Origin of the sequence: Phenylobacterium sp. (assembly GCF_037189685.1) — a bacterium.
GTDB lineage: Bacteria > Pseudomonadota > Alphaproteobacteria > Caulobacterales > Caulobacteraceae > Phenylobacterium.
Map to the genome: position 1 here is coordinate 1 of NZ_JBBCIT010000055.1, position 22,208 is coordinate 22,208.

The 22,208-nt window shown below is 72.1% G+C and carries 24 protein-coding genes; 8 read left to right on the plus strand and 16 right to left on the minus strand.

The annotated features are described in order from the left end of the window. Window positions 1-143 precede the first annotated feature (143 nt). On the minus strand, window positions 144-1,214 hold the full coding sequence (locus WG212_RS22535) for a 2OG-Fe(II) oxygenase (protein ID WP_337189356.1): 1,071 nt from the start codon (window positions 1,212-1,214) through the stop codon (window positions 144-146). A gap of 281 nt (window positions 1,215-1,495) precedes the next feature. Here WG212_RS22535 and WG212_RS22540 point away from each other — a divergent pair, with 281 nt between their 5' ends. The 4 genes from WG212_RS22540 (at window position 1,496) to WG212_RS22555 (ending at window position 5,818) form a co-directional block, all read left to right on the plus strand. Next, window positions 1,496-2,962: an ATP-binding protein gene (locus WG212_RS22540; RefSeq protein ID WP_337189357.1), complete on the plus strand. Its 1,467-nt coding sequence runs from the start codon at window positions 1,496-1,498 to the stop codon at window positions 2,960-2,962. After that, window positions 2,959-3,675, plus strand: a complete 717-nt coding sequence (locus tag WG212_RS22545) for a response regulator transcription factor (RefSeq protein WP_337189358.1) — start codon at window positions 2,959-2,961, stop codon at window positions 3,673-3,675. The genes WG212_RS22540 and WG212_RS22545 overlap by 4 nt, the downstream gene beginning before the upstream one ends. Before the next feature lie 83 nt (window positions 3,676-3,758). Further along, complete coding sequence (locus tag WG212_RS22550; RefSeq protein ID WP_337189359.1) at window positions 3,759-5,492, plus strand: DEAD/DEAH box helicase; 1,734 nt, start codon at window positions 3,759-3,761, stop codon at window positions 5,490-5,492. A gap of 125 nt (window positions 5,493-5,617) precedes the next feature. After that, on the plus strand, window positions 5,618-5,818 hold the full coding sequence (locus WG212_RS22555) for a hypothetical protein (RefSeq protein WP_337189360.1): 201 nt from the start codon (window positions 5,618-5,620) through the stop codon (window positions 5,816-5,818). A 28-nt stretch (window positions 5,819-5,846) separates the two neighbouring features. Here WG212_RS22555 and WG212_RS22560 read toward each other — a convergent pair whose 3' ends face one another. Together WG212_RS22560 and WG212_RS22565 are read right to left on the minus strand one after the other, a co-directional pair. Then, window positions 5,847-6,668, minus strand: a complete 822-nt coding sequence (locus WG212_RS22560) for an MliC family protein (RefSeq protein WP_337189361.1) — start codon at window positions 6,666-6,668, stop codon at window positions 5,847-5,849. A gap of 5 nt (window positions 6,669-6,673) precedes the next feature. Continuing rightward, window positions 6,674-6,895 carry a hypothetical protein gene (locus tag WG212_RS22565; RefSeq protein ID WP_337189362.1) on the minus strand — a complete coding sequence of 74 codons (222 nt, stop codon included), beginning with the start codon at window positions 6,893-6,895 and terminating at the stop codon, window positions 6,674-6,676. 218 nt (window positions 6,896-7,113) lie between these two features. Here WG212_RS22565 and WG212_RS22570 point away from each other — a divergent pair, with 218 nt between their 5' ends. Further along, the gene (locus WG212_RS22570) at window positions 7,114-8,241 is read left to right on the plus strand and encodes a hypothetical protein (RefSeq protein ID WP_337189363.1); all 1,128 of its coding nucleotides are present in this window, start codon (window positions 7,114-7,116) and stop codon (window positions 8,239-8,241) included. 36 nt (window positions 8,242-8,277) lie between these two features. Here WG212_RS22570 and greA read toward each other — a convergent pair whose 3' ends face one another. Then, window positions 8,278-8,757: a transcription elongation factor GreA gene (gene greA / locus WG212_RS22575; RefSeq protein WP_337189364.1), complete on the minus strand. Its 480-nt coding sequence runs from the start codon at window positions 8,755-8,757 to the stop codon at window positions 8,278-8,280. A 109-nt stretch (window positions 8,758-8,866) separates the two neighbouring features. Here greA and WG212_RS22580 point away from each other — a divergent pair, with 109 nt between their 5' ends. Beyond that, the gene (locus WG212_RS22580) at window positions 8,867-9,754 is read left to right on the plus strand and encodes an EamA family transporter (protein WP_337189365.1); all 888 of its coding nucleotides are present in this window, start codon (window positions 8,867-8,869) and stop codon (window positions 9,752-9,754) included. Here WG212_RS22580 and WG212_RS22585 read toward each other — a convergent pair. Then, window positions 9,751-10,467, minus strand: coding sequence for a GNAT family N-acetyltransferase (locus WG212_RS22585; protein ID WP_337189366.1), 717 nt, complete (start codon window positions 10,465-10,467; stop codon window positions 9,751-9,753). The genes WG212_RS22580 and WG212_RS22585 overlap by 4 nt on opposite strands. Between WG212_RS22585 and WG212_RS22590 the strand changes: the two genes are divergently transcribed. Further along, entirely contained in the window at window positions 10,459-10,914 is a 456-nt protein-coding gene (locus WG212_RS22590) for a hypothetical protein (RefSeq protein WP_337189367.1), read from the plus strand. The genes WG212_RS22585 and WG212_RS22590 overlap by 9 nt on opposite strands. 3 nt (window positions 10,915-10,917) lie before the next feature. On the opposite strand, the gene WG212_RS22595 is transcribed toward WG212_RS22590, so the two are convergent. The 5 genes from WG212_RS22595 to WG212_RS22615 form a co-directional block, all read right to left on the minus strand. After that, the gene (locus WG212_RS22595) at window positions 10,918-11,691 is read right to left on the minus strand and encodes an EthD domain-containing protein (RefSeq protein WP_337189368.1); all 774 of its coding nucleotides are present in this window, start codon (window positions 11,689-11,691) and stop codon (window positions 10,918-10,920) included. Between the two features lie 22 nt (window positions 11,692-11,713). Then, window positions 11,714-12,484, minus strand: a complete 771-nt coding sequence (locus WG212_RS22600; protein ID WP_337189369.1) for a glucose 1-dehydrogenase — start codon at window positions 12,482-12,484, stop codon at window positions 11,714-11,716. Window positions 12,485-12,565: 81 nt separating this feature from the next. Further along, complete coding sequence (locus WG212_RS22605; protein WP_337189370.1) at window positions 12,566-12,934, minus strand: hypothetical protein; 369 nt, start codon at window positions 12,932-12,934, stop codon at window positions 12,566-12,568. 38 nt (window positions 12,935-12,972) lie between these two features. Further along, a complete protein-coding gene (locus WG212_RS22610) occupies window positions 12,973-13,797 on the minus strand; it encodes a thioesterase family protein (protein ID WP_337189371.1) in 825 nt (274 codons plus the stop codon). 225 nt (window positions 13,798-14,022) lie between these two features. Then, window positions 14,023-14,937, minus strand: coding sequence for a hypothetical protein (locus WG212_RS22615; protein WP_337189372.1), 915 nt, complete (start codon window positions 14,935-14,937; stop codon window positions 14,023-14,025). A 201-nt stretch (window positions 14,938-15,138) separates the two neighbouring features. On the opposite strand from WG212_RS22615, the gene WG212_RS22620 reads away from it, so the two are divergent. Then, the gene (locus WG212_RS22620; protein ID WP_337189373.1) at window positions 15,139-16,068 is read left to right on the plus strand and encodes a serine protease; all 930 of its coding nucleotides are present in this window, start codon (window positions 15,139-15,141) and stop codon (window positions 16,066-16,068) included. Window positions 16,069-16,079: 11 nt separating this feature from the next. On the opposite strand, the gene WG212_RS22625 is transcribed toward WG212_RS22620, so the two are convergent. The 6 genes from WG212_RS22625 to mltG form a co-directional block, all read right to left on the minus strand. Beyond that, window positions 16,080-16,955: a hypothetical protein gene (locus WG212_RS22625; RefSeq protein WP_337189374.1), complete on the minus strand. Its 876-nt coding sequence runs from the start codon at window positions 16,953-16,955 to the stop codon at window positions 16,080-16,082. A 163-nt stretch (window positions 16,956-17,118) separates the two neighbouring features. Continuing rightward, window positions 17,119-18,279 carry an XRE family transcriptional regulator gene (locus WG212_RS22630; RefSeq protein WP_337189375.1) on the minus strand — a complete coding sequence of 387 codons (1,161 nt, stop codon included), beginning with the start codon at window positions 18,277-18,279 and terminating at the stop codon, window positions 17,119-17,121. 9 nt (window positions 18,280-18,288) lie between these two features. Next, the gene (locus WG212_RS22635; protein ID WP_337189376.1) at window positions 18,289-18,975 is read right to left on the minus strand and encodes a hypothetical protein; all 687 of its coding nucleotides are present in this window, start codon (window positions 18,973-18,975) and stop codon (window positions 18,289-18,291) included. Between the two features lie 140 nt (window positions 18,976-19,115). After that, a complete protein-coding gene (gene gmk, locus WG212_RS22640; RefSeq protein ID WP_337189377.1) occupies window positions 19,116-19,838 on the minus strand; it encodes a guanylate kinase in 723 nt (240 codons plus the stop codon). A 177-nt stretch (window positions 19,839-20,015) separates the two neighbouring features. Then, on the minus strand, window positions 20,016-20,912 hold the full coding sequence (locus tag WG212_RS22645) for a YicC/YloC family endoribonuclease (RefSeq protein ID WP_337189378.1): 897 nt from the start codon (window positions 20,910-20,912) through the stop codon (window positions 20,016-20,018). Between the two features lie 243 nt (window positions 20,913-21,155). Beyond that, entirely contained in the window at window positions 21,156-22,181 is a 1,026-nt protein-coding gene (gene mltG / locus WG212_RS22650) for an endolytic transglycosylase MltG (RefSeq protein ID WP_337189379.1), read from the minus strand. Window positions 22,182-22,208: the final 27 nt, after the last annotated feature.

Consider the following 22,208-nt stretch of genomic DNA (forward strand, 5'->3'; position numbering starts at 1 on the left):
CGCGGGCGGCGGAGGCGGCGGCGCCTCGGCGGTCGGCGCCGGGGGCGGCGCCTCGATGGGGGCCGGCGCCTCCGGCTTGGGCTTGGTCGCGCAGGCGCCCAGCGACAGGGCCGCCGCACTGGCGGCGAGGATGGCGAAGGATCTCAAGCGGTGGCCTCCTGGGGCTGGGGTTCCGGTTGCTGTGGAGGTCGGGCGACGAGGGTGTGGAGGTTCGCGTCGCGGACGGCCTTGCCGGCCTCGTCGTAGAGGAACGGCAGGGTGGCGTAGCGCGTCCCCCGCGTGACGGGGGTCGCTTCGTGCAGGAGCGTGCAGGAGAACACCACCGCCCCGCCCTTCGGCGCGCGGTAGGTGCGGGAGCCGAACTCCGGGAAGCGCAGGTCGCCGCCCTCGAAGTCGTCGTTGAGGTTGATCGAGACCGCGAACTGCCGGTGCGCGGTGCCCGTGGTGGTGTTGTCGCGGTGGGGGCGGAAGTAGCCCCCGGTCTCGGCGTCGTAGCAGGCCACGATGTAGCGCTCGATCCGGGTGGCCTTGAACTGGAACGCCTTTTCGATCTCGGGCATCAGCCGGTGTCGGACGCGCGCCCGGATATCCGCCCGCAAGGCCTCGTCCTCGATCAGGGCGTCGCGCCGGCGTTTGAAGTCGCTCAGCACGCCCACGGTCCTGCCGTCGACCTGGCGCATGGTGCCCGAGGGCCTGCCGCCGTCGGCCTCGTAGTAGGCGATCAGTCGCCGGCAGAGGTCCGGCTCCAGCAGCCGCGGCACGATCAGCACGGGCGCGATCAGCTCCACGCCGGCGTGTTCGTCGGGCGCAGGCAGCGTGGGCAGGACCGAGAACAGCCGGGGCGTCCAGTCCACCCCCCCGAAGGCCAGGATCCGCAGGGAGGGATCGATCAGCACCCACAGCGGGTCTTCCGCGCCGAACAGCCGCGCGATCGCCCCGTCACCGTCGAAGAACCAGTGCAGGCCGCGCTCGTCGCGCCGGGCCGCATAGTCCGCGCGGTCCTCCAGCACCATGAACGCCGCGATCCTGTCGTCGTCGAACAGGGCCCGGTTCGCCTGGATCGCCGCGTGCATCGCCTCGCGCCCCGCCCCGGGTCCGCGCGCGAACGCCAGCAGCACATAGCGACCGCCCAGGCTCGAGAACGCGAAGGCCGGGTTCACCGGGCTCTCAGCCTCGAAGACCGGGGACGGCGTGCCGACGATCAGGTGGGTCAAGGCGGGCAAGCTCTGGCTTGGGATCGAGCCGCCTAGATCGGCCATCCGGCAAGGAGGCCGAGGCATAAGAAGATTATAATGACGCCCGCATGGCTCATAACCCGCCCATAATTGACCTCTCCGCCCCAGGCGCCACCCTGACGCCGTCCGCGCCCCCCAAGCTTGCGGACCCGTCGGCGAGCGCGTCGTGGCGTCCCCATGGTCGCGGCGCGTCGCCGACACCTTCGAGCCCGCGATCGCCCGAGCTGCAACCGCCCGAGCCGCGATCGCCCAACCCGCTGGTGAGCCGCCTGCAACGTAATTTCACCCGCTATGCGCTGGCCGCGGTCTTCGTGGCGGCTTCCACGGGCGTGGCCGAGATCATGTACCGCACCAGCGAGAATCCGCGCCTGTCGATGGCGTTTCTCGCCGGCGTGCTGGTGACGGCCTACGCCCTGGGCTCGGGGCCGGCCTACGTCGCCGCCGGCCTCGCCTTCCTCAGCTACAATTTCTACCTGGTCGAACCCCGGTTCATCTTCTCGTTCGAGTCCGAGGACTTCGTGACCCTGGGGGTCTTCCTGGCGGTCGCCATGCTGACCGGCAACCTGACCGGGCGGGTCCGCGACCAGGCCGCCCGCGCCGAGGCCCGGGCGCGGACCACCGACGCGCTCTTCCGCGCCACCCACGAGTTCTCGGCCCTGTCGGACGAGCCGGTGATCCGCGACCGGCTGGCCCAGCACCTCGCCATCGCGGCGCGCGGCGAGGCGTTCGTCGGGTCGGGCGAGGACGTCCGCGCCTGGCCCCTCCGGCCGGCCCCGCCGCAGGCCGTGCTCGAAGCCGCCGCGCGTCTGGAGGGCGAGGCCGGCGATGCGGCCTGGAGCATCGGCGCGGGCGAGTGGGTGGTCCGGACGTTGCGGACCGGGGGCCAGTCGCTGGGCGTGGCCGGCTGGCGCAGCACGGCCGAGCATCCGCTGAACTCCGACGAGCGCACGCTGCTCGAGATTCTCACCGACGCCGGCGCCGCCGCCCTCGCCCGCGCCCGGCTGAACGCCGCCCGCGCCGAAGCCGAGGCCCGCGCCAAGACCGAGGACCTGCGCAACGCGCTCCTCTCGTCGATCTCGCACGACCTGCGCACGCCGCTGGCCGCCATCCTGGCCTCGGCGTCCAGCCTGGAGCAGTTCGGCGAGGGCTTCGACCCCGGCGTCCGCGTCGACCTGGCCGCCACCATCCGCGAGGAAGCCGAACGTCTGGACGCCTTCGTCGCCAACCTGCTGCACATGAGCCGCGTGGAATCCGGCGCCCTCGCGGTCCAGGCCACGCCCTTCAGCGCCGCCGAGGTCATCGACCGCACCGTCGGGCGCCGGGCGCGGGTGCTGGGCGGCCGCACGCGCGTCCACGTCCCGCCCGACCTCGCCGAGGTGCTGGGCGATCCGGTGCTCTTCGAACAGGCCCTGGGCAACGTGGTGGAGAATGCGCTGCGCCACACGCCCCCGGACGCCCCGGTGGACGTCAGCGCCTGGCGGGAAGGAGACGAGGTCATGGTGGAAGTGGCCGACCGCGGCCCCGGCGTTTCGTCCGACGAGACCGACCGCATCTTCGAGAAGTTCGTCCGCGGCGCCGGCGCGGCGGGACGCCCGGGCGTGGGCCTGGGCCTGTCCATCGCCCGCGGCCTGGCCGAAGCGATGGGCGGCGGCGTCTCGGCCCGCAACCGGCCCGCGCCCGAGGGCGGGCTGGTCGTCACCTTCCGGCTGCCGGCGGCCACGCCGTGAGCGGCCGCGCGCTCCCCCCTCAGTCGGGCCGGCTGCTGCTGGTGGACGACGAACCGCAGATCCTGCGGGCCCTGACCCCGGCCCTGAACGCCGGGGGCTTCGAGGTCGAGACCGCCACCACCGGCGAGAGCGCCATCGCCCGGATGGCCGCCGAACCGTGCGACGTCGTGATCCTCGACCTCGGCCTGCCCGACATGGACGGCAAGGAGGTCATCCGGCGCATCCGCGACTGGTCCGAGACGCCCATCATCGTCCTGTCGGCCCGCGACCTCGAGCAGGAGAAGATCGACGCCCTCGACCTGGGCGCCGACGACTTCGTCAACAAGCCGGTCGGCGTCGGCGAGCTCCTGGCCCGCGTGCGCGCCAGCCTGCGCGGGCGCGAGCGCCGGTTCGCCGCCAGCGCGATCCTGCGCACCGGCGACCTCGAAGTGGACTTCGCCGCCCGCCAGGTCCGCATCCTGGGCGAGGAGGTCCGCCTCACGCCCCGCGAATACGACCTCCTGCGCACCCTCGCCCGCCATGCGGGACGCGTCGTCACCCACCGCCAGATCATCAGCGCCGTATGGGGCGCGGGCGCGATGGTCGACGCCCAGTTCGTCCGCGTCCTGGTCGGCCAGCTCCGGCAGAAGATCGAGGTCGAGCCGTCCGCCCCCCGCAACCTCCTCACCGAGCCCGGCGTCGGCTATCGCCTGCGCGCCGAGGACGCAGACTGACGAAACGGCTTGCCTTGGCGCCGCCGGGGCGCCAAGGACGCGCGCTTCGCCCGCCGCCTCCCGGCGGGGCCACAGGTTTCCCCATGCCGTTTCCCGCCACGCACCCCGCGCTGGCCCGCGCCCTCGAGGCGCAGGGCTACCGTGAGCCCACGCCCGTCCAGGCCGCCGTCCTCGAGGCCCCCGCCGATCGCGACCTCCTGGTCTCGGCCCAGACGGGATCGGGAAAGACCGTCGCGTTCGGTCTCGCCGCCGCCGCCGCGCTGCTGGGCGAGGCCGCCGGCTTCGACGCCGCCGGCGCGCCCCTGGGCCTCGTCATCGCGCCCACCCGCGAACTGGCGCTCCAGGTCGCGCGCGAGCTGGGCTGGCTCTACGCCCCCGCCGGCGTCCGCATCGCCACCTGCGTGGGCGGCATGGACCCCCGCGCCGAACAGCGCGCGCTGGCCGCCGGCGCGCATATCGTCGTCGGCACGCCCGGCCGCCTGCGCGACCACCTCGAACGGGGAAACCTCGACACCTCGGCCCTGCGCGTCGCGGTGCTCGACGAGGCCGACGAGATGCTCGACATGGGCTTCCGCGAGGACCTGGAGGCGATCCTCGACTCCGCGCCGGCCGAACGCCGCACCTTCCTGTTCTCGGCCACCATCGCGCGCGAGATCGCCGCCCTGGCCCGGCGCTACCAGCGCGACGCCCACCGCATCGACACCATCCGTCGCGACGAGCCGCACGGCGACATCGCCTACCGCGCCGTCCGCGTCGCCCCGACCGACGTCGAGAACGCGGTCGTCAACATCCTGCGCTACTACGAGAGTCCCGGCGCCCTGATCTTCTGCGCCACCCGCGAGCGGGTGCGCCACCTGTACGGCAGCCTGCGCGAGCGCGGCTTCGCCGTCGTCCAGCTCTCGGGCGAGCTGTCGCAGAAGGAGCGCTCCGACGCCCTCCAGGCCCTGCGCGACGGCCATGCGCGCGCCTGCATCGCCACCGACGTCGCCGCCCGTGGCCTCGACCTTCCCGAGCTCGGCCTCGTGATCCACGCCGACCTGCCGGCCGGGCCGCCCGCCCTCCTCCACCGCAGCGGCCGCACCGGCCGGGCCGGGCGCAAGGGCGTCTCGGTCATCATCGCCCCCCACCCCAAGCGCCGCCAGGCCGAGCGCCTGCTTCAGGTCGCGGGCGTCGAGGCCGAATGGTCGGCCCCGCCGTCGCCCGAGGAGATCCGCGCCCGCGACGAAGCCCGCCTGTTCGACGATCCCGCCCTCGCCGAGCCCCCCACGCCCCAGGACCTCGAGCTTGCCCGCCGCCTGCTCGAGCGCCAGGGCGCCGAGGCCGTCGCCGCCGCGCTCGTGCGGCTCCATCGCTCACGCCTGCCCGAACCCGAGGACATCCTGCCCGACCGTGGCGGCGAGCCGCGCCCGCTCCGCCCCGAGCGCCAGGCCCAGATCGAGTCCGCCGACGGAAGCTGGTTCCGCCTGCCCATCGGACGCTCCAAGAACGCCGACCCCAAGTGGCTGGTGCCGCTCATCTGCCGCCTGGGCCATGTGACCAAGAAGGACATCGGCCTGATCCGCATCTTCGACCACGAGACGAAGTTCCAGATCGCCGGCGACGTGGAAGCCCGCTTCCAGGACGCGGTGCGCGCCGCCGCGGACGCCGGCGAGCTGCGCATCAACCCCTCCAGCCCGCCCGGCGCCGCACCCCAACGCGCACATGCCGAGCGCGCACGTCCCGGGCGCCCGGACGCCAGGCCCGGCCGTCCGCCACACCGCCCCCGCGGCCCCGATCCCAAGGGCCCGCCGCCCCGTCGCAAGCCGCGTAAGGCCTGAATTCGCCGGCATCGTCGGGCCTGCGGCGTCCTGCCCTCGCACAGAGGCTTGGTGGCGCCTGGGACTCACGCTCTTTTGACTCCGGGGCCAGTCTTTACTGGCGGGGCCAGTCAGCGGAGCGGAGCATGCCCGACGCCACCTATGTCGCCTTCGTGCCGTCCGGCATGAGCAACAAGCTGCGGTCCGTCCTGCAGACCGAGGACACCGGCCAGCTCACCTGGCGCGAGCGCAAGGTCCTGTTCGGCAGCGAGTTCTACTTCTCGGGCCCGCCCAAGCTGGCCCGCGCCACCCACGCCTACGTCAGCGAATGGGTCGTCAGCCACTGAGGCGGCTTCAATCCGCGCGAATGGCGCGCTAGCGCCGCGTCGGCCGCACCTCGATGGTCTCGATCCGCCAGCGGAGCTGGTCGGCCGTCGCGCCCGGCACGTCGTTCACCCGCCGCAGCGTGGCGTGGCCCGACGCGTGGTATTCGGGCCCGGTGGCGTAGCGGCCGTACAGCACGACGGGAACCTTCACGAACGTCGAGCCCGCCGCCCCCTCCGGCCGGCCCGGCGCGCCGACCAGCGCGCTCAGCCGCGCGAAGGCCGACAGGTCCTGGGGCGTCCCGTCCGTCCTCAGCCGGCCGGTCTCGGCCCCCCGGCCGCTCTCCACCAGCGCATAGTACTGCTCCACGACCGTCGCCGCGGCCTGCGGGCTGTCGGGCGCCGCCGGCCGCTCGTCCAGGGGGGTGCGATCGTCGGGCAGCCCGCCCGGGGTCCCGGGGGCGGGCGGCTCCACCGGCGCCTGGGCGGGCGGCACGCACGCGACTCCGGGCGCCGAGGCGATGTCCTCGCCGGGCTTCAGCGGCGCCAGGCTGGCCTCCTCGCCCTTGGTCCACCACTGGAGCCCCTGGCCCACATAGCGCGCGCCGCTGGCCGAGATGGCGATCTTCAGGGCCTGTTCGCCGGTCTCCAGCTTCAGCCGCGCGGTCTCGGTGTCGGGATAGAGCGCCCGCACGATCCGTCCGTCGGCGCAGACGTAGACCCGCCAGCCGTCGGCGACCGATACAGAGCTGGCCTGGGCTTCCTGGGCCTGGGATTCGGTCGCATCGGCAGGACCCGCCGCCCGCGTGCAGCCACCCAGGGCCGCCAGCCCGGCGACGGCGAGCGCGGCATAGGAAAGGGGACGAAGGGACACGGGCCTCACTTCTTCATCCAGGGCTTCGACTTGGACTGCGACCGCGCCGCCGCTTCCCGCTCGCCGTCGCCGCGCGCCCGGCCCGGCGGTCCGCCCCGCCCGGAAACCTGCGCCGCCTTCTTCAGCCGCAGCGCCCGCTGCATCGGCGTCTCGTCCCGGGGGCCGGCCTGTTCGTCCGCGGAGGCCTGTTCGTCCGGGGATATCTGTTCATCTGGGGATTCGGTCATGGGGCTCCCGCCTCGGCGGCCCGTCGCGGGCGCCTCAGGCGAGCTTAACGCGCGAGCCGGGCCTTCGAAACGGAAACAACCGCGCAACAAGGGCGCGGTACCAGCGGCCGCCGGATGCGCCCTCGACTGTTCCTGCGTTGCCGCAGGCGGAAACGGGTCGTAGACTCGGTACGGACCGGCTCGCCACGGGCGCCGCCGGCGACATTGGGGAGATTGTCGTGCAACGCGTCGTCATCGCCGCCTTCGGCGCCATGCTTCTCGCCGGCGTCGCCGCCGCGCCGCTTTCCGCGGCCGCCCAGGACCCTCGCCCCGCTCAGGACGCCCGCCCGGCCCAGGACGCCCGTCCGGCCAAGGCTGCAAAGGCGACGGCCTGGAAGACGCCCCGCAACGCCTTCGGCCAGCCCGACCTGGCGGGGACCTGGACCAACGCCACCCTCACGCCGCTGATGCGCCGGCCCCAGTTCCGCGACCAGCTCAACTACACCGAGGACCAGGCCCGCGAGATGGAGGCCAACGCCGAGCGCGAGGTCGAGGAAGGCAACGAGGACACCGATCCGGACGCCCCGGCCGAGCATCGCGCCGAGACCACCAACGTCCGACCCGAATTCGCCGCCGCGGGCGGCGACGTGGGCGGCTACAACCGCGGCTGGCTCGATCCGGGCAGCCGGGTCATGCGCGTGAACGGCGAGCCGCGCACCTCGCTCATCACCACGCCCAACGGCATGCCCCCGGCCCGCAAGGCGGGCGCGCCGGCGCCGCCGCGCTTCGGCGGCGAGGCCTTCGACAGCTACGAGGCGCGGTCCCTGGGCGAGCGCTGCATCATGTCGTTCGGCCGCAACGCCGGACCGCCGATGTTCCCGAACGGCTTCTACAACAACAACTACCGCATCGTTCAGACGGCCGACTCCGTGGTCATCGAGGTCGAGATGAACCACGACCTGCGGATCGTCCGCCTGGGCGGCCAGCACCGCACCGACGGGGTCCGCGCCTACATGGGCGACTCGATCGGCCGCTGGGAGGGCGACACCCTGGTGGTCGAGACCGTCAACCTGCCCCAGGCCCAGCACTTCATGGGCTCGTGGGAGAAGCTCAAGGTCATCGAACGCTTCACCCGCGTCGGCAAGGACCGCCTGCACTACGCCTTCACGGTGGAAGACCCCGACCTCTGGGACAAGCCCTGGGGCGGCGAGTACGAGTTCTCCCCGATGGACGGCGAGATCTACGAATACGCCTGTCACGAGGGCAACTACGCCCTGCCCGGCATCCTGGCCGGCGCCCGCGTGGAAGAGGAAGAGAAGGCCAAGGCGGCGGCCGCCAAGCCGGGCGCGCCCGGGGCGCAGCCTTAGTCACGTCCGGACGCTTGGTCACGTCCGGCGGCGGCCTCAGGTCACGCCGACGATCTCCACCTCGGCGCCGTTCACGGTGACCGCGTCGCCCACGCGCCGCCCCAGGACCGCGCGCGCCAGCGGCGAGACGTACGAGACGCTGCCGCGGGCGGGGTCGGCCTCGTCCTCGCCCACGATGCGGAAGCTCTGTCGCCGTCCGTCCTCGCGCTCGATCTCGACGGTCACGCCGAACTGCACGCGGCCGGGCTCCGGCTCGGGCGCGGTGAGCTGGGCGCTGGCCCGCCGCTGCGACCAGTAGCGCAGGTCGCGTGTCGCCCGCGCGATGGCGGTCCGGTCGGCGCTGATCCCGCCATCCGCCTGGGCCTGGGCATAGGCCGCCTGCGCCGCCGTCAGCTCGGCCTCGATCGCCGCCAGGCCCTCGGCCGTCACCAGGTTCGGATGCGGCGAAACCGGCCGGTCCGGCAGGTCCGCCGCCCGCGCCTCGTAGTCCTCTTCCCGGGTGAACGCGACCGCCATCCGGGCAGCTTAGGCCGCCGGCGCCCGAAACGCCACGACCGCCCTCTTCCCGCGACGACTCGCCGGCGTCATGGTCGGCCTGTCGATTCCCCGGCGGCCGGAGACGCGTGTGAGCCCGGAAAAGCCCCCCGCGCGCGCGCTCGTCCTGCCGGTGGCGGCCGTCGTCGCCGCGACCGCGGCGTTCCAGGCCGGCGCGGCGCTGGCCAAGGGCCTCTTCCCGGCGCTGGGACCCCAGGGGACGGTGGCGCTCCGTGTCCTGCTGGGCGCCCTCATGCTGGCCGCGATCGTCAGGCCGTGGCGGCGTTGGCCGCGGGACGCGCCGCGCGCGCCGATCCTCGTCCTGGGCGCGGCCACGGCGGGCGCCACGCTCTTCTTCTACCTGGCCATCGGGCGCGTACCCCAGGGCGTCGCCATCGCGCTCCAGTTCCTGGGGCCGCTCGCCGTGGCCGTCGCGGGTTCGCGCCGCGCCCTCGATCTCGTCTGGACCGCCCTGGCCGCGGCGGGGGTCTGGGGGCTGGTCGGAGCGGGCGCGGCGGACGGCGCGGGCCTGGATCTCCTGGGTGTCGCCTGGGCTCTGGCCGCGGCCGCCTGCTGGGCCGCCTACATCGTGTGGGGCCGCGCCGCCAGCGCAGCCTACGGCGCCGCCACGCCCGCCATCGCCCTGGCCATCGCCGCCGTCATCGTGACGCCCGTCGGGGCCGCCCACGCCGGCGCGGCTCTGCTGCGGCCCGAACTCCTGCCCCTGGCGGCCCTCGTGGCGCTGGTCTCCACGGCCATCCCGTTCACGCTGGAGATGTACGCCCTGCCGCGCATGCCGGCCCGCACCTTCGCGGTCCTGACCAGCCTGGAGCCGGCCTGGGGGGCGCTCTTCGGCCTGCTCCTGCTGTCCGAGGTGCTGGGCCCGCCCCAGCTCGCGGGCGTCGCCGCCGTCATCGCCGCCGCCGCGGGAGCCGCCATCTCCAGCGCCCCGCGCAGGCAGCCGCCGCCGCCGAACTAGCCTCCGCCCCGAACCAACTCCGCGCCGGGCTGAGGCGCGGACAGCGTCGTCATCACCAGTTCCCGCCGCACGCGGAAACCCAGCGCCTCGTACAGCCGGTTCGCGCCCGTGTTGCTGGCGTAGGTGTGCAGCATCGGCGTCTCGCCCCGCGCGCGCATCGCCGCCATCACCGCCCGGATCAGGTCCGCCGCCAGACCCTGGCCCCGGAACGGCGGCAGGGTGCAGACCCCGCTCACCTCGGTGAAGCCTGGAATCCGCATCCGTTCCCCCGCCATCGCCGCCAGCCGCCCGTCGATCCTCACCCCCAGGAACCGGCCCAGGCCGGGCGTGCGCGCGAAGAACGGGCCCGGCCGCGTCGCCTGCGCCAGCGCCGCCATCTCGGGCCAGTCGGTCGGCGAGAGCGTCGCGATGTCCGCGCGGACCGGCCCGCCGCCCGCCTCCGTCTCCGCCGCCACCATCTGCAGGCAGGCCGCCTCGGAGACGACCGCCAACCCCGGCGGCGCGGCCACCGCCCGGCTCTCCACCAGCGCCGTCTCTCCATGTGCGCGCACCAGCCCCGCCAGGTCGGCCATCGAGTCGGCGCCCGCATCCGCCGTCGCGGCGAACAGCCCGACGTCCGGGTGATAGCGCACGGCCGCGCCCGCCCGCACGGCCACGCCCGCCTGCGGCCCGGTCAGCGCCGACCACACCGGCCGATCCAGGGGATGCTCCATCCCCTCGCCCATAGCGCGGCGGCCGCCTGCCGTCGCGGTCCAGTTCCCTCCCGGCCGGTTCCCACCTTCCGGCGGATCGCCTATCACCGCGGCATGTCGTCCGTGATCGTCTGGGCCGGCCGCGCCGCCCTGCTCGCCGTGTTCGCCGTCGCCTTCGCCGGGGCGATCAACCCCCGGCACAACGCCGCCGCCAATGTCCCGCCGCCCGACGTGGTCGAGCACGTCGCCTACGGCTATCTGCTCACCCTGTTCACGATCGTCTCGCTGCCCAGGGTCAGCCCCTGGTGGATCGGCGGCTTCTTCCTGGCGCTGGCCAGCGGCTTCGAGGTCGCCCAGGTCTTCGGCCTGGTCTCGGGGACCTTCCAGTGGAAGGACATCGCCGCGAACGCGGGCGGCGTGCTGGCCGCCCTCGCCCCTCTGGCCCTGGGCCGCTTCCGCCGCCGCTGAGGCTCAGCGCGTAGAGTCGAAGATCACGTGTTCGCGCGTGAGGAAGCAGCGCGAGGCGTCCATCTGCACGAACCGGCGCTCGTCCTCGACCAGGGCCGCGCCGCCCCGACGGCCCGCTTCGGTGGCGCCGCCCGCCTCCAGGTCGGCCAGCGTGTTCATCCACACCTCGGTGATCCCGTCCAGCGGCGGCTCGAAACCCCGCGCCGCCCGGAATCCGGCGTTGAGTTCCGGCGCGATCGTGTGGCTCTGCACGTACTTCGCCATGTGCAGCGGCTCGGCGAAGCTCCGCACCAGCGGCCCGTGGTCCTTCAGCCAGGTCTCGTGGCACGCCGCCTGGGTCAGGTCGTTCCGCCGCGCGAGCAGATAGGTGACCTTCAGCGCGTCGGGTCCCGGTCCGGCTCCGTCGGTCCGGTCGAAGATCTCGTGCTCCTGCGTCAGGAACACGGTCGAGCCGGCGGGATCGATGAACCGCGCCTCGTCGGCCGCCAGTTCGGCGCCCGCCGCAGCGCCGTCGGGCGTCGCGTAGGCGGCCCGGAAGGCCTCCAGCGAGTCCCACCAGACCTCGGTGATCCCGTCGGTCGCCGGCCGCATGCCCCGCGCCGCGCGCATCCCCTCGTTCGATGGATGCTCGAACAGGTGGCTCTGGACGTATTTCCGCATGCGCAGCGCCCCGGCGTGGTTCGCCACCAGCGGGCCGTGCCGGTCCAGCCAGTATTCCGCGAAAGCCTGGCGCGACAGTTCGGGCCGCCTCGCGATCACATAGACCAGCTTGATCATCGCCAGATACCTCCGGTCGCCCTCACACCGCCGTATAGCCGCCGTCCACCACCACCTCGGACCCGGTCATGAAGCTCGACTCGTCCGAGGCCAGGAACACGATCGCGTCGGCGATCTCGCGCGGAACGCCCAGCCGCCCCAGGGGATGGCTCGAGATGATCAGGTCCCGCCGCTCGTTTCCGTTGTCGGCCTCACGGAAGACGTTCTGCACCATCGGCGTCTCGATGAAACCCGGATGCACCGAGTTCACCCGCACGCCCAGCGGCGCCAGCTCCACCGCCGCGGCCTTGGTCAGCATCAGCACCCCGCCCTTCGAGGCGCAGTAGGCCGTCGCCCCCGGCAGGCCCACCTTCCCCAGGATCGACGAGAGGTTGATGATCGAACCGCCGCCCGCCGCCGCCATCAACGGCGCCACGTGGCGCACGCCCAGGAACGTGCCGTCCAGGTTGATCGCCGTGATCCGCCGCCAGCCCTCCAGGGTGGCTTCCAGGATCGGCTGGCCGCCGCTGCCGACCCCGGCCGAATTCACCAGCACGTCGATCCGGCCGAACCGCTCCACGGTCCAGGCCACGACCTCGATCCACCGGGCCTCGTCGGTCACCTCATGGGGAAGGAAGGCCGCGCGCCCGCCCGCCGCCAGGATTTCGTCGGCAACCGCCTGGCCGGCGTCGGCCTGTAGGTCGGTCAGCACCACCGCCGCGCCCTCGCGCGCCATCCGCCGCGCGCTCTCGGCGCCCAGCCCCGAGGCCCCGCCCGTCACCAGGGCGACCTTGCCCGCCAGCCGACCCGTCATATCCCCGTCCTCCCGTCCCGCCTCTGCAGGGCGGCCGATCCAGCGAACGGCGCCCGACGCGGCGTCAGGCAAGCCGCAGGCTCAGTGTCCGCCCTCGACCCACGGCACGCCCGCGGCCCGCAGCGCGTCGGCCAGCGCCGCCTCCAGGTCCAGCGCCTCCCACGCCCGCATCGGATTGAGGTGCGCGGTCAGGTCGGGCGCCAGCCGAACGCCGAAGCGCCGCACCGCGCCGCTGGCCTTGTAGCCGGCCTTGTGCTGGTCGAAACGCAGGTCCGGGTCGCGCGAGGTCTGGCCCACATAGAGGCCCCAGGGGTCGTCCCGCCGCACGTCCTTCAGCAGGACCACATAGACCGAATGCCCGGCCCGCCGCGTCCCGCGCGTGGTCGCCCGCAATCCCCGCGCCGCGGCCTGGGCCGCGTCCATCCAGCGGGGGCCGGGGTCGTGGAACATGGGTCGGGTCCGCAGGCTGGCGGGGACGCGGCGGCGCCCTACTCCGGCGGCTCGCGGCGGGCCTCCCGGTACCAGGCCAGTTGCTCGCTGGTGGCCAGCAGCCGCCCGTCGCGGCGCCAGTAGCTGGACCGCTCGTCCGCGGCGCCCCCGCCGCCCACCCGGCCTTCGCACTCGATCAGCAGGTAGTCGTCGCCGATCTCGGCGATCTCCCGGGCCGTGGCGTGCAGATAGACGGTGAGCGACAGCGTGGTGTTGTTGATCGGCGGCCCCAGAGCATACAGCGCCCGCGGCGGCGAGTTGTCGGTCACCATGCCCAGCAGCGCCTTGTCCCACGATCCCTGGCGCGCCCGGACCCAGGTCAGGGTGTGCGAGTTCGACGAGGGCGCCGGCGGAAAGCGCTCGGCCGTGCGCCGCTCGAACGCCTGCGCGCCGAAGTGCCGCGACCCGATCGGGCTGTCGGGGCTGGGCAGGCTCTCGGGCGGCGGCGCGTCGGGCATGCGGGCGAAGGCGAAGCGCGGGGTGTCGGGCCGCCGCGCCATCGTCACGATCGCGTGGACGCCCACCTCCTCGGCGCCGGCGGGCCGCAGCTCCACCTCCCACACCCCGATCGAGCCGCCCTGGCGCAGCCGCCGCGTCCGGATGTCCAGCTCGCCCGCCGGCAGCGCCGCGGCGTAGGTCAGGGTGATCGACAGCGGCTCGCCCGCCGCCTCGGCCTCGGCCTCCATCACCCGCACGCACAGGCCGATGGCGTAGCCGCCCCAGAGCCCCCCGCCCATGTTGCGCCATTCCGGGCCGGCCACGGTGGTCCAGCGTCCCGGCCCCGCGGCGGCCAGGGTCATCGTATGGGTGTCGGTCTCCATCATGCCGACGTCTCTAGCCTGCCGGCCCCGGCGTCAGCAAAGGCCCCGCGTTCCGTCCCGGCAGAACGGTTCTGCGAAATCGCGCAGTGCGAACGGCCGCGCCGGGCCCCAATTAGGCGGGGAACAAGGATCGACCCCGATGATGAACCTCGCCCTCTCGCTCGTCACCCTCGGCTGCACGCTCGTCATGGCCATCCCGATCGTCGGCCCGATGTTCCTGTAGGGGCCTCAGCCGGCCTCGGCGTAGCCCGCGTACGAGTTCTTCATCGTCGCGTGGTTCAGCAGCATCTCGGCCACCGGCTTCCGGCCCGTCGAGTCGAACACCCGCGTCCGCACCCAGTACGATTCGGTCCGCTTGCTCTCGGCCAGGGCGGCCACCTCGCGGCGCAGCACATACTCCTCGCCCACGAACAGCGGCCCGTCGATCAGCCGGATCTCCTGGTCGGCGAACAGGCCCACCGCCGGCCCCTTCACCGGGAACGCCGCCTCGCGGCTGGTGTATTCGAACAGCACGCTCAGCATCTCGAACGGGATGATCGCCCGGCCCCAGGGCGAGGCCTTGGCATCGGAATACCAGGGCGAATTTTCGGTGATCGCCGCCAGCTTCTGGTTCAGGCTGAACGGATAGAGCGCGCCCATGTGCTGGTCGGGGTCCATGCGCACCCGCTCGTCCTTCGCCCCGGTCATCCCGACCTTCAGGTCCTCCAGGATCAGCAGCTTCCCCGGCGGCCGCAGCGCCGCCATCCGCGTCTCCAGCAGCGTCGGCCCCGCATCCGGCCCCACGCTGGCGCTGGCCTCCAGCACCGGCGTGCCGTCGGCCTTCTCGGCCCATGCCCGGGTCGAGGTCGCCCCCTCGGCGGGGACCTCGGCGAAGGCGCGCACCGCCTCGCCCTCGACCACCATGTTCAGGAAGTGCGACGAGAAGCAGCCGCGCTCGAACCAGTCCCGCCCCCAGATCTTCGCCAGCAGCGGCTGGAACTGGGAAAAGTGCGTCGGTCCCTCGATCGGCCCCGCCCGGAAGCCCAGCTTCTCGGCCATGGCGTCGTCGTGGATCGACGAGTGCCCGCCATACGCCTGGTCGGCCAGCATCTGGCGCGGCTCGCGCAGCGGTCCGGCGAGGCTCAGGGGCGTGTCGAAGCTCATGGGGCGTCTCCTCTTCGCCCCCTCAATAGACGGGTTTCCCCGCCGGCCGAACACCTGTTTGAACCGCCGAGGGCGCCGAACCGCCACCTTGCCGCCCCGCTCGCGCCGAAGGTATCGGCTCCCCTCCAGGGATCGTCGGCGCGATCCGCCCGTTTCGCCGGCTGAGGAAACCGGGCGGGAGAGCGGGGGCGAAGGAGCGGCATGAGCGAACTCATCGACCTGATCCACGCCACGGTCCGCCTCGAACAGGCGCGCGGCGGCGGCGTGAGCACCGTGGGCACCGGCTTCGTCCTCTCGGCGCCCGACGCCGACGGCCGCCCCCAGACCATCCTGGTCACCGCCGACCACGTCTTCAAGCGCATGCCGGGCGACAAGGTGAAGGTCGGCTTCCGCGTCGCCGGCGACGACGGCGCCTGGCGCTACGCCCCCGTCAGCGTCCGCATCCGCGGGGCCGAGGGCGAGCCGCTGTGGACCGCCCATCCGATGCAGGACGTGGCCGCCATCGCCCTGCCCGACGGCGTGCCGCGCGCCGCCCTGCCCGTCGCCCGCCTGGCCACCAGCCAGACAGTGAGCCGCCTCGACCTCGAGCCCGGCGACGAGATGATGGTGCTGGGCTATCCCCAGGGCTTCGCGTCCAACGCCGCCGGCTTCCCGATCCTGCGCGCGGGGCGGGTGGCGTCGTATCCGCTGTCCCCGCCCGGCCGCTATCCCACCTTCATGCTCGACGTCTCGGTCTACGGCGGCAATTCCGGCGGCCCGGTCTACGTCGTCCGCTCGATCAACGGCCGCCCGCCCGAGGTGATCCTCACCGGCGTCCTGACCCAGGAATTCCGGATGAACGACAACCGGCTCGAGATCGGCAACGTCACCCAGGCCGCCTACGTCGCCGAGACCCTGTCGCTGATGAAGGGCGCCGCCGCCGCCGAGGTCACCCCCGCGACGGGCGTCCTGCCCCAGGCCGACCCCATGCCCTCGGCCGGCGGCGTCGAGCCCACGGCGGGCCAGCGCCTGCGCGAGGGCTGGAACGACCTGATGGTCGACATCGGCGTCCTGGCCCGCCGCGCCTGGATCGTGGCCCGCGAGACGGTCCTGGGCTGGATCACCCCGGCGCCCCGCCGCGCCGGCGCCTGACCGCCCGCCCGCTACACCCCCAGCGCCCTGCGGTGCGCCGCGGCGGTCAGCCGCTCCAGGTCGGCCTCGGTGATCTCGCCGCGCATCACGCCCTGGCGCAGGGCCGCGCGCCCGTCCTCGTCCATCCCCTCGCCGGCCCAGGTCACGTCGATCACCTTGCGCCCCGGAGTCACGGCGAACCGGCGCACGGTGAAGGCCAGCTCCAGCTTGCGGTCCCCCGCCGCGCCGTCCCCGCCCGAACCCCCTTCACCCGAGCCCCCTTCGCCCGCGCCCGCTTCACCGGCCGCCGGCTGGGGCGCCTGCGCCTTCAGCGTCCCGTAGGTCCGCGGCGCCAGCTTCGCCACGCGGTACTTCAGCGTCTGGATCTTCAGCCGCGCGGTCTTCACGGTGTCCTCGTCGGCCTCGCAGGCGATCCGCCAGGCCAGGTCGAACAGCCGCTCGGCCTGCCGCTCCCGCGCCCGCGCATATTCGGCGCGGAAGTCGGGCCGCTTGCGCAGCCAGGCCATCACCGTCGCATAGGCCGGCATGTCGCGGGCGGCGCACACCTCGTCCAGCCCCCGCCCGTCCTCCAGCCGCGACAGCACCTCGCGCGCGATCCGCCAGCTCCAGCGATGCACGGCGCGCCGCCCCGGCCCGTACGACCGCTCGGCCGCCGCCTGGGCCTCGGCCACCAGCCCGCCCAGCGCCGGATCGGTCTCCAGCCAGTAGGCCATCGTCGCCCGCGGCGGCAGCGTCGGGCACCGGCACGCCTCGGCCATGCTCTCGCCCGCCTCCAGCCGCCGGCACAGCGTCAGCACCGCCGTCAGCTTCCGCTGGTAAGACCGCCGCTCATACGACTTCGGCCCCGGGCGCCGCCGCGGGGCCGGCGCCTGGCTCGTCCCGGCCATCGCCCGTTCCTTGGATTGTGTGGGAGTTTTCCGGCGGCGCGCACCGCGCCAGCCGAGTTGAAACCCTACCTCAACGCGGGCGCGAAGTCAAGAACATTTAGGGAACACAAGCCCTGCGCCGATGATGGCGCTCGTGGAACTAGCGTCGACTATCGCTTGCACCTCAAGCAATAGATTCAGGTCCAAATTCTCGCTTGAGCTGAAGTCTGACAACCCTATTGTCTAGGTATCCGCGTGGGACGCCGCATAGACTCTCGACATCAGCCAAGTTCAACGCAAGCGATCCTTCGATCTGCTCCCTCGTATAGACCCCGTGCTCCACAAGCATTCTCATCGAGTCTGCTAGAACCGAGGGTGTGTTGACGGGAAACGCATCGTCCAGCGGCTCCACTTTCCTGATCCGCTTCCAATTCATCTGCTTGAAAAGATAAGAGAATTGATTGTCGGTGAAAATATCCAAATCCTTGCAACGATAAGCCATCGCAGCGATTGATACACCCCATCTTCTCTTGAGCGTTTCGAAATACCCCAGAGATGAACCAAGCACCTCATTACTAAAACTTTCTCTCGGCAACAAGAATGCGCTCGCGAATCTGTTGGCTTGCTTCTCGATTCGATCGAGATTATCAGAATTTAGATCGACAGTTGCATGAAGAATTACATGTCCAAGTTCGTGAGCAAGATTATAGATATCTCTCGGCCCACTAATCACTTCCTCTGACAGCAAGACAAACGGCCGAGCGTAAATCCAGCACGACACTGCATCCATAGCCTCGCAGGCGACCGGTTCGCGCACAATGATCGCACCCTTGCGCTCCAGCAAAGCTGCGAGATCGCGGATCGGGCCGCGCCCCAAGCCCCAATGGTCCCGGGTCGCTTCCGCGGCACGCTCGATATCTTCTTCGTCGGCCACATCGGGATCGAAGGCGATGACCGGAAAATCGACGCTGGGAAGTTCCACGAACCGCTCGACAAGAGCACAGATGTCGGCGGCCCATTGCAGGCGCCTAGCGATCCGGCGGCGATGATGCTGTTCCATACGCTTCAGGCTACGCCAGAACGGTGCCCGCAGTTCACCGGCGCGAGCCGGAACCGAAGTGAAGAAGGAAAGGGGTTGAGCCGTTTCAGAAATAATCCTGCCGAGCACGTCTCCGCTCGGAGCGATCTGGCCATTCTCGTACTGGGCGACCGCCTGTCGCGTTACGCCAAGCGCTTCCGCAAAGGTGTCCAGCGTGAAGCCCCGCCCTTCTCTCGCCTCCTTGATTCTCTCCGGAATCAGTCTCGCTCGGGGACGCTCCGCAGCCCCCCCGCTTTCGTTGCGCATGACTGACCTCTAGTCTTTCTTGCCACGGTTCTCGTTAGCCGCACCCTCAGGCGTTTTGAGCGATTCCGCGATCTCGTCCCTGAATTTGATCTTGGCCCGCTCCGGCGGGACCTCGGGCACCACTTGGATTTGTGCCGCCGCCAACCGATACAGCACGTTGGTGTGTGCAAGCCAGGACTGCCCGTCTTGAGCAGGCATGGCCCAGCACAGATGGCCGAGTTGGCCGCCCTCCGGAGCGCCGAAGGACAGCCAAGCAAATAGATTGGGCACCGCTGCTGACGCCTGCTTCAGCGAAACAACCTTTCCCTCAAAAAGATCCCCTTGCGGGTTAGGAAGGCGCTCGTCCTGCCGGGTAGGGGTGTCATCGGGAAACGCACCGGCGCTGTCGGTCCGACAGACGTGAGCCTTGAGACCGCCCGAGCGCAGTTCCAGCCAGTGGAAGGGGCCCCGCGGCATCTGTTCGATTATCGCCTCAAAAGGCAGATCGCCCGCCACGCACGCAGCGCTGAGCCGGGACAATATTCCTGCTCGACGGAGATACCCGCGCACGTCCCGGCCAATGGGGCCGCGCAGCCATACCTCGTTCTCAACGACGCTATCAGCGAGTCCGATTCCCTGATGGACAGCCCGCACCAACTCGACGTCTGCCGATGCCGGAAAGGCTGCATCTAGTCGGCTCTGAAGGTAATCGCTCACGCTATGTCCCCAAGGATATTGGCGAAAGTGTTTTCCTAGAATCTCTCTTTCGAGTCAAGTGTCCTTCAGATCAAAAGACTTTTTAGCCTAGTCCAGGCGGATCCTCCCAATGTCCCAAAGAGGCGCAACCCTGCCGCCCCCTACTTCTGCACCGGCCGCATCATCGTCGTCCGCGGCGGCGCCCCGGTCGCCTCATGGTCCCCCGCCGCCTCGGCCAGCAGGTCGCCGACGAAGCCGGGCAGCCAGGCGTTGCGGGCCGGCTTCATCCGCTCGGCGCGATAGATGTGGCCGAGGTCGGCATAGGCCCGGTCGAAGTTCTTGTTCACGATGACGTAGTCGTAGCGGTCCCAGTGCCGGACCTCTTCCTGGCCCAGCCGCAGGCGCTGCTCCATGATCTCCTGGCTGTCCTGGGCCCGCGCCCGCAGCCGCCGCTCGAGGTCGCCCCAGGCGGGCGGCAGGATGAAGACGCGCACGGCGTCGGAGGGCGCGCGGTCGGCCACCTGCTGGGCGCCCTGCCAGTCGATGTCGAAGATCACGTCGTGGCCGGCTTCCAGCGCGGCCATCACCGGCGCCTTGGGCGTGCCGTAGTAGTTGCCGTTGACCGTGGCCCATTCGAGGAAGGCGCCGGCCTCGATCATCGCCTCGAACTCGGCGCGGGTCTTGAAGTAGTATTCCCGCCCCTCCTCCTCGCCCGGCCGCGGCGCGCGCGTCGTCGCCGAGATCGAGAGGATCAGGCTGTCGTAGTCGGCCACCAGGGTCCGGGTCAGCGAGGTCTTCCCCGCCCCCGCCGGGCTGGACACCAGCAGCAGCAGCCCCCGCCGCGTGGTCTCCCAAGGCTTCGAATGATCGTCCGGCGGACTCAATGAAAACCCCCGCTCATACCGGCGTCGGCCGGACCCAGAAGAGAGCCGCAAAGCGGCTCAGGAAAACCACAGAAGACACGGAAAACACTGAAATATCCCATTTCCATTGACGTGGGACCCCGGCCCCTTTCCGTGTTTTCCGTGTCTTCTGTGGTTCAAATAGCGGCCTTCGGCCGCCTATTCCACGTTCTGCACCTGCTCGCGGAACTGCTCGATGGCGGCCTTGAGGTCCAGCCCCACGGCCGTCAGGGCGGAAAGCTGGCTCTTCGAGCACAGGGTGTTGGCCTCGCGCATGAACTCCTGGGTCAGGAAGTCCAGCCGCCGCCCCACCGCCGCATCGGCGGCCAGCAGCGCGCGGGCCGCCTCGACGTGCCCGGCCAGCCGGTCCAGCTCCTCGGCCACGTCGGCCTTCACCGCCATGGCCGCGGCCTCCTGCACGATGCGCTCCTCGGTGGCCGCCTCGCCCGCCAGCTCCTTCAGCCGCGCCTCGAAGCGGGCCTTGATGGCGGCGGGCTGGCCGGCGGCGATCCCGCGCGCCTGGCCGGCCAGGTCGCCGATCCGCTCGACCTGGGCGCTCAGCACCGCCAGCAGCGCGCGGCCCTCCTCGCGCCGGGCCGCCAGCAGGCCGTCCAGCGCCACGCCGATGGAGGCCGCCATCGCCGCCTCCAGCTCGGCCTGGACCTCGGGGTCCAGCCCCGCGTCGTCGGCCTCGATCACCCCGCGCAGCGCCAGCAGGCCGTCCAGCCGCGCCGGCTTCACCCGCCCGGCCGCCACCAGCGGGTCGCCGAGGGCCAGGTAGCGTTCGAGCTGCTCGGCGTTCACCCGGACGGCGATCCCGCCCTCGCTGCGCTTCGCCTGCACGCCCACGGTGAGCTGGCCGCGCTGGAACCGCGCCTGCGCCCCCTCGCGCGTCGCCCGCTCCAGGCCGTCGAACCCCGGCGGCCCGCGGAACCGGGTCTCCAGGTTGCGGCCATTGACGCTCCGCGCCTCCACCGCCCAGCTCCAGCCCTCCCCCTTCGAGCCGCCCAGCGCGCCCTCGGCCCGCCCGAACCCCGTCATCCCCGAGATCGGCATCACCAACTCCCTCGCGCCGCAGGCGCCATCAGAAGAAACCGCGGAAAACGCGGAAAGACGCAGAAGGCTTCTGCATCTCCCCCAGCCTCCGCGCCAGCGGAGGCCTTCCATATCTGAACCGCGAACGAACGCGAACGAACGCGAACAAGGTTCGGCCTGGCTACACCTCCCGTTCGCGTTCCTTCGCGTTCGTTCGCGGTTCGACCGGCCGCTCCGCGGCCCATTTCCGCGTCCTTCCGCGGTTCACTTCCCCGCTGCCGCCGCCGCGCGCTCGCGTTCGATGGCGCGCCAGCGGTCCACGTTCTTCTGGTGGTCGGGATAGTTGGTGGCGAACGCGTGCCCGCCCGTGCCGTCGGCCACGAAATAGAGCTCGTCCGACCTGGGCGGGTCCAGCACCGCCGCCAGCGCCTCGCGGCCGGGGTTGGCGATCGGCGTCGGCGGCAGCCCCGGGATGCGATAGGTGTTGTAGCCGGTGTCGCCCGCCAGTTCCGAGGCGCGGATGCCCCGGCCCAGCGGCCGCCCCCGGGTCAGGCCGTAGATGATGGTGGGGTCGCTCTGCAGCGGCATCCCGATCCGCAGCCGGTTGACGAACACCGCCGCCACCCGCGGCCGCTCGGCCGCGACCCCGGTCTCTTTCTCCACCACCGAGGCCAGGATCACCGCCTCGTAGGGCGTCTTCAGCGGCAGGTCGGGCTGGCGCCTGGCCCAAAGCTCGGCCAGCACCCTGTCGTGGGCGGCGCGCATCCGGGCGATCACCGCCTCGCGCGGTTCGTCCCGCTGGAAATCGTAGGTGTCGGGCAGGATCGCGCCCTCGGGCGGCTCGGCCAACGCCCCGCTCAGCGCCGGCTCGGCGTTCAGGGCGTCGACGACCATGCCGCTGGTCCAGCCCTCGGGGATGGTGACGCTGCGCCGGACCACCTTGCCGGCCCGGATGTCGGCCAGCACGCGCGACATGGGCGCGCCCGAGGCGAATTCGTACTCGCCGGCCTTCAGGCTGGACGCCGCCCCGGTCAGCCGGGCGGCCAGGGTGAAGAGGCCCGCCGAGGTGACGACGCCGGCCTCCTCCAGGGTGCGGCCGATGGCGGCCAGGCCCGAGCCGCGCGCCAGCACCACCGTCGTCGCCTCGCCCGAGGCCGCGCGGGGGCCGGGGCCGGCGTAGGTCCAGGCGGCGGCCAGCGCCAGCAGCAGGGCCACGCCGGCCGCGACCATCGCGCCGCCGCCGGCGGCCCGGCGGCTGATCCGGCGCGCGCGGCCTGCCGGACGGCTCATGGCGCTCGGCTCATGGCGCCCGACTCA

Bases quoted from the DNA above. Each gene is read 5' to 3' on its own strand.
- WG212_RS22550 (WP_337189359.1), top strand. From the start codon at position 3,759: ATGCCGTTTCCCGCCACGCACCCCGCGCTGGCCCGCGCCCTCGAGGCG.
- WG212_RS22555 (WP_337189360.1), top strand. From the start codon at position 5,618: ATGCCCGACGCCACCTATGTCGCCTTCGTGCCGTCCGGCATGAGCAAC.
- WG212_RS22565 (WP_337189362.1), bottom strand. From the start codon at position 6,895: ATGACCGAATCCCCAGATGAACAGATATCCCCGGACGAACAGGCCTCC.
- greA (WP_337189364.1), bottom strand. From the start codon at position 8,757: ATGGCGGTCGCGTTCACCCGGGAAGAGGACTACGAGGCGCGGGCGGCG.
- WG212_RS22590 (WP_337189367.1), top strand. From the start codon at position 10,459: ATGCTCCATCCCCTCGCCCATAGCGCGGCGGCCGCCTGCCGTCGCGGT.
- WG212_RS22585 (WP_337189366.1), bottom strand. From the start codon at position 10,467: ATGGAGCATCCCCTGGATCGGCCGGTGTGGTCGGCGCTGACCGGGCCG.
- WG212_RS22595 (WP_337189368.1), bottom strand. From the start codon at position 11,691: ATGATCAAGCTGGTCTATGTGATCGCGAGGCGGCCCGAACTGTCGCGC.
- WG212_RS22600 (WP_337189369.1), bottom strand. From the start codon at position 12,484: ATGACGGGTCGGCTGGCGGGCAAGGTCGCCCTGGTGACGGGCGGGGCC.
- WG212_RS22605 (WP_337189370.1), bottom strand. From the start codon at position 12,934: ATGTTCCACGACCCCGGCCCCCGCTGGATGGACGCGGCCCAGGCCGCG.
- WG212_RS22610 (WP_337189371.1), bottom strand. From the start codon at position 13,797: ATGATGGAGACCGACACCCATACGATGACCCTGGCCGCCGCGGGGCCG.
- WG212_RS22615 (WP_337189372.1), bottom strand. From the start codon at position 14,937: ATGAGCTTCGACACGCCCCTGAGCCTCGCCGGACCGCTGCGCGAGCCG.
- WG212_RS22620 (WP_337189373.1), top strand. From the start codon at position 15,139: ATGAGCGAACTCATCGACCTGATCCACGCCACGGTCCGCCTCGAACAG.
- WG212_RS22625 (WP_337189374.1), bottom strand. From the start codon at position 16,955: ATGGCCGGGACGAGCCAGGCGCCGGCCCCGCGGCGGCGCCCGGGGCCG.
- WG212_RS22630 (WP_337189375.1), bottom strand. From the start codon at position 18,279: ATGCGCAACGAAAGCGGGGGGGCTGCGGAGCGTCCCCGAGCGAGACTG.
- WG212_RS22645 (WP_337189378.1), bottom strand. From the start codon at position 20,912: ATGCCGATCTCGGGGATGACGGGGTTCGGGCGGGCCGAGGGCGCGCTG.
- mltG (WP_337189379.1), bottom strand. From the start codon at position 22,181: ATGAGCCGTCCGGCAGGCCGCGCGCGCCGGATCAGCCGCCGGGCCGCC.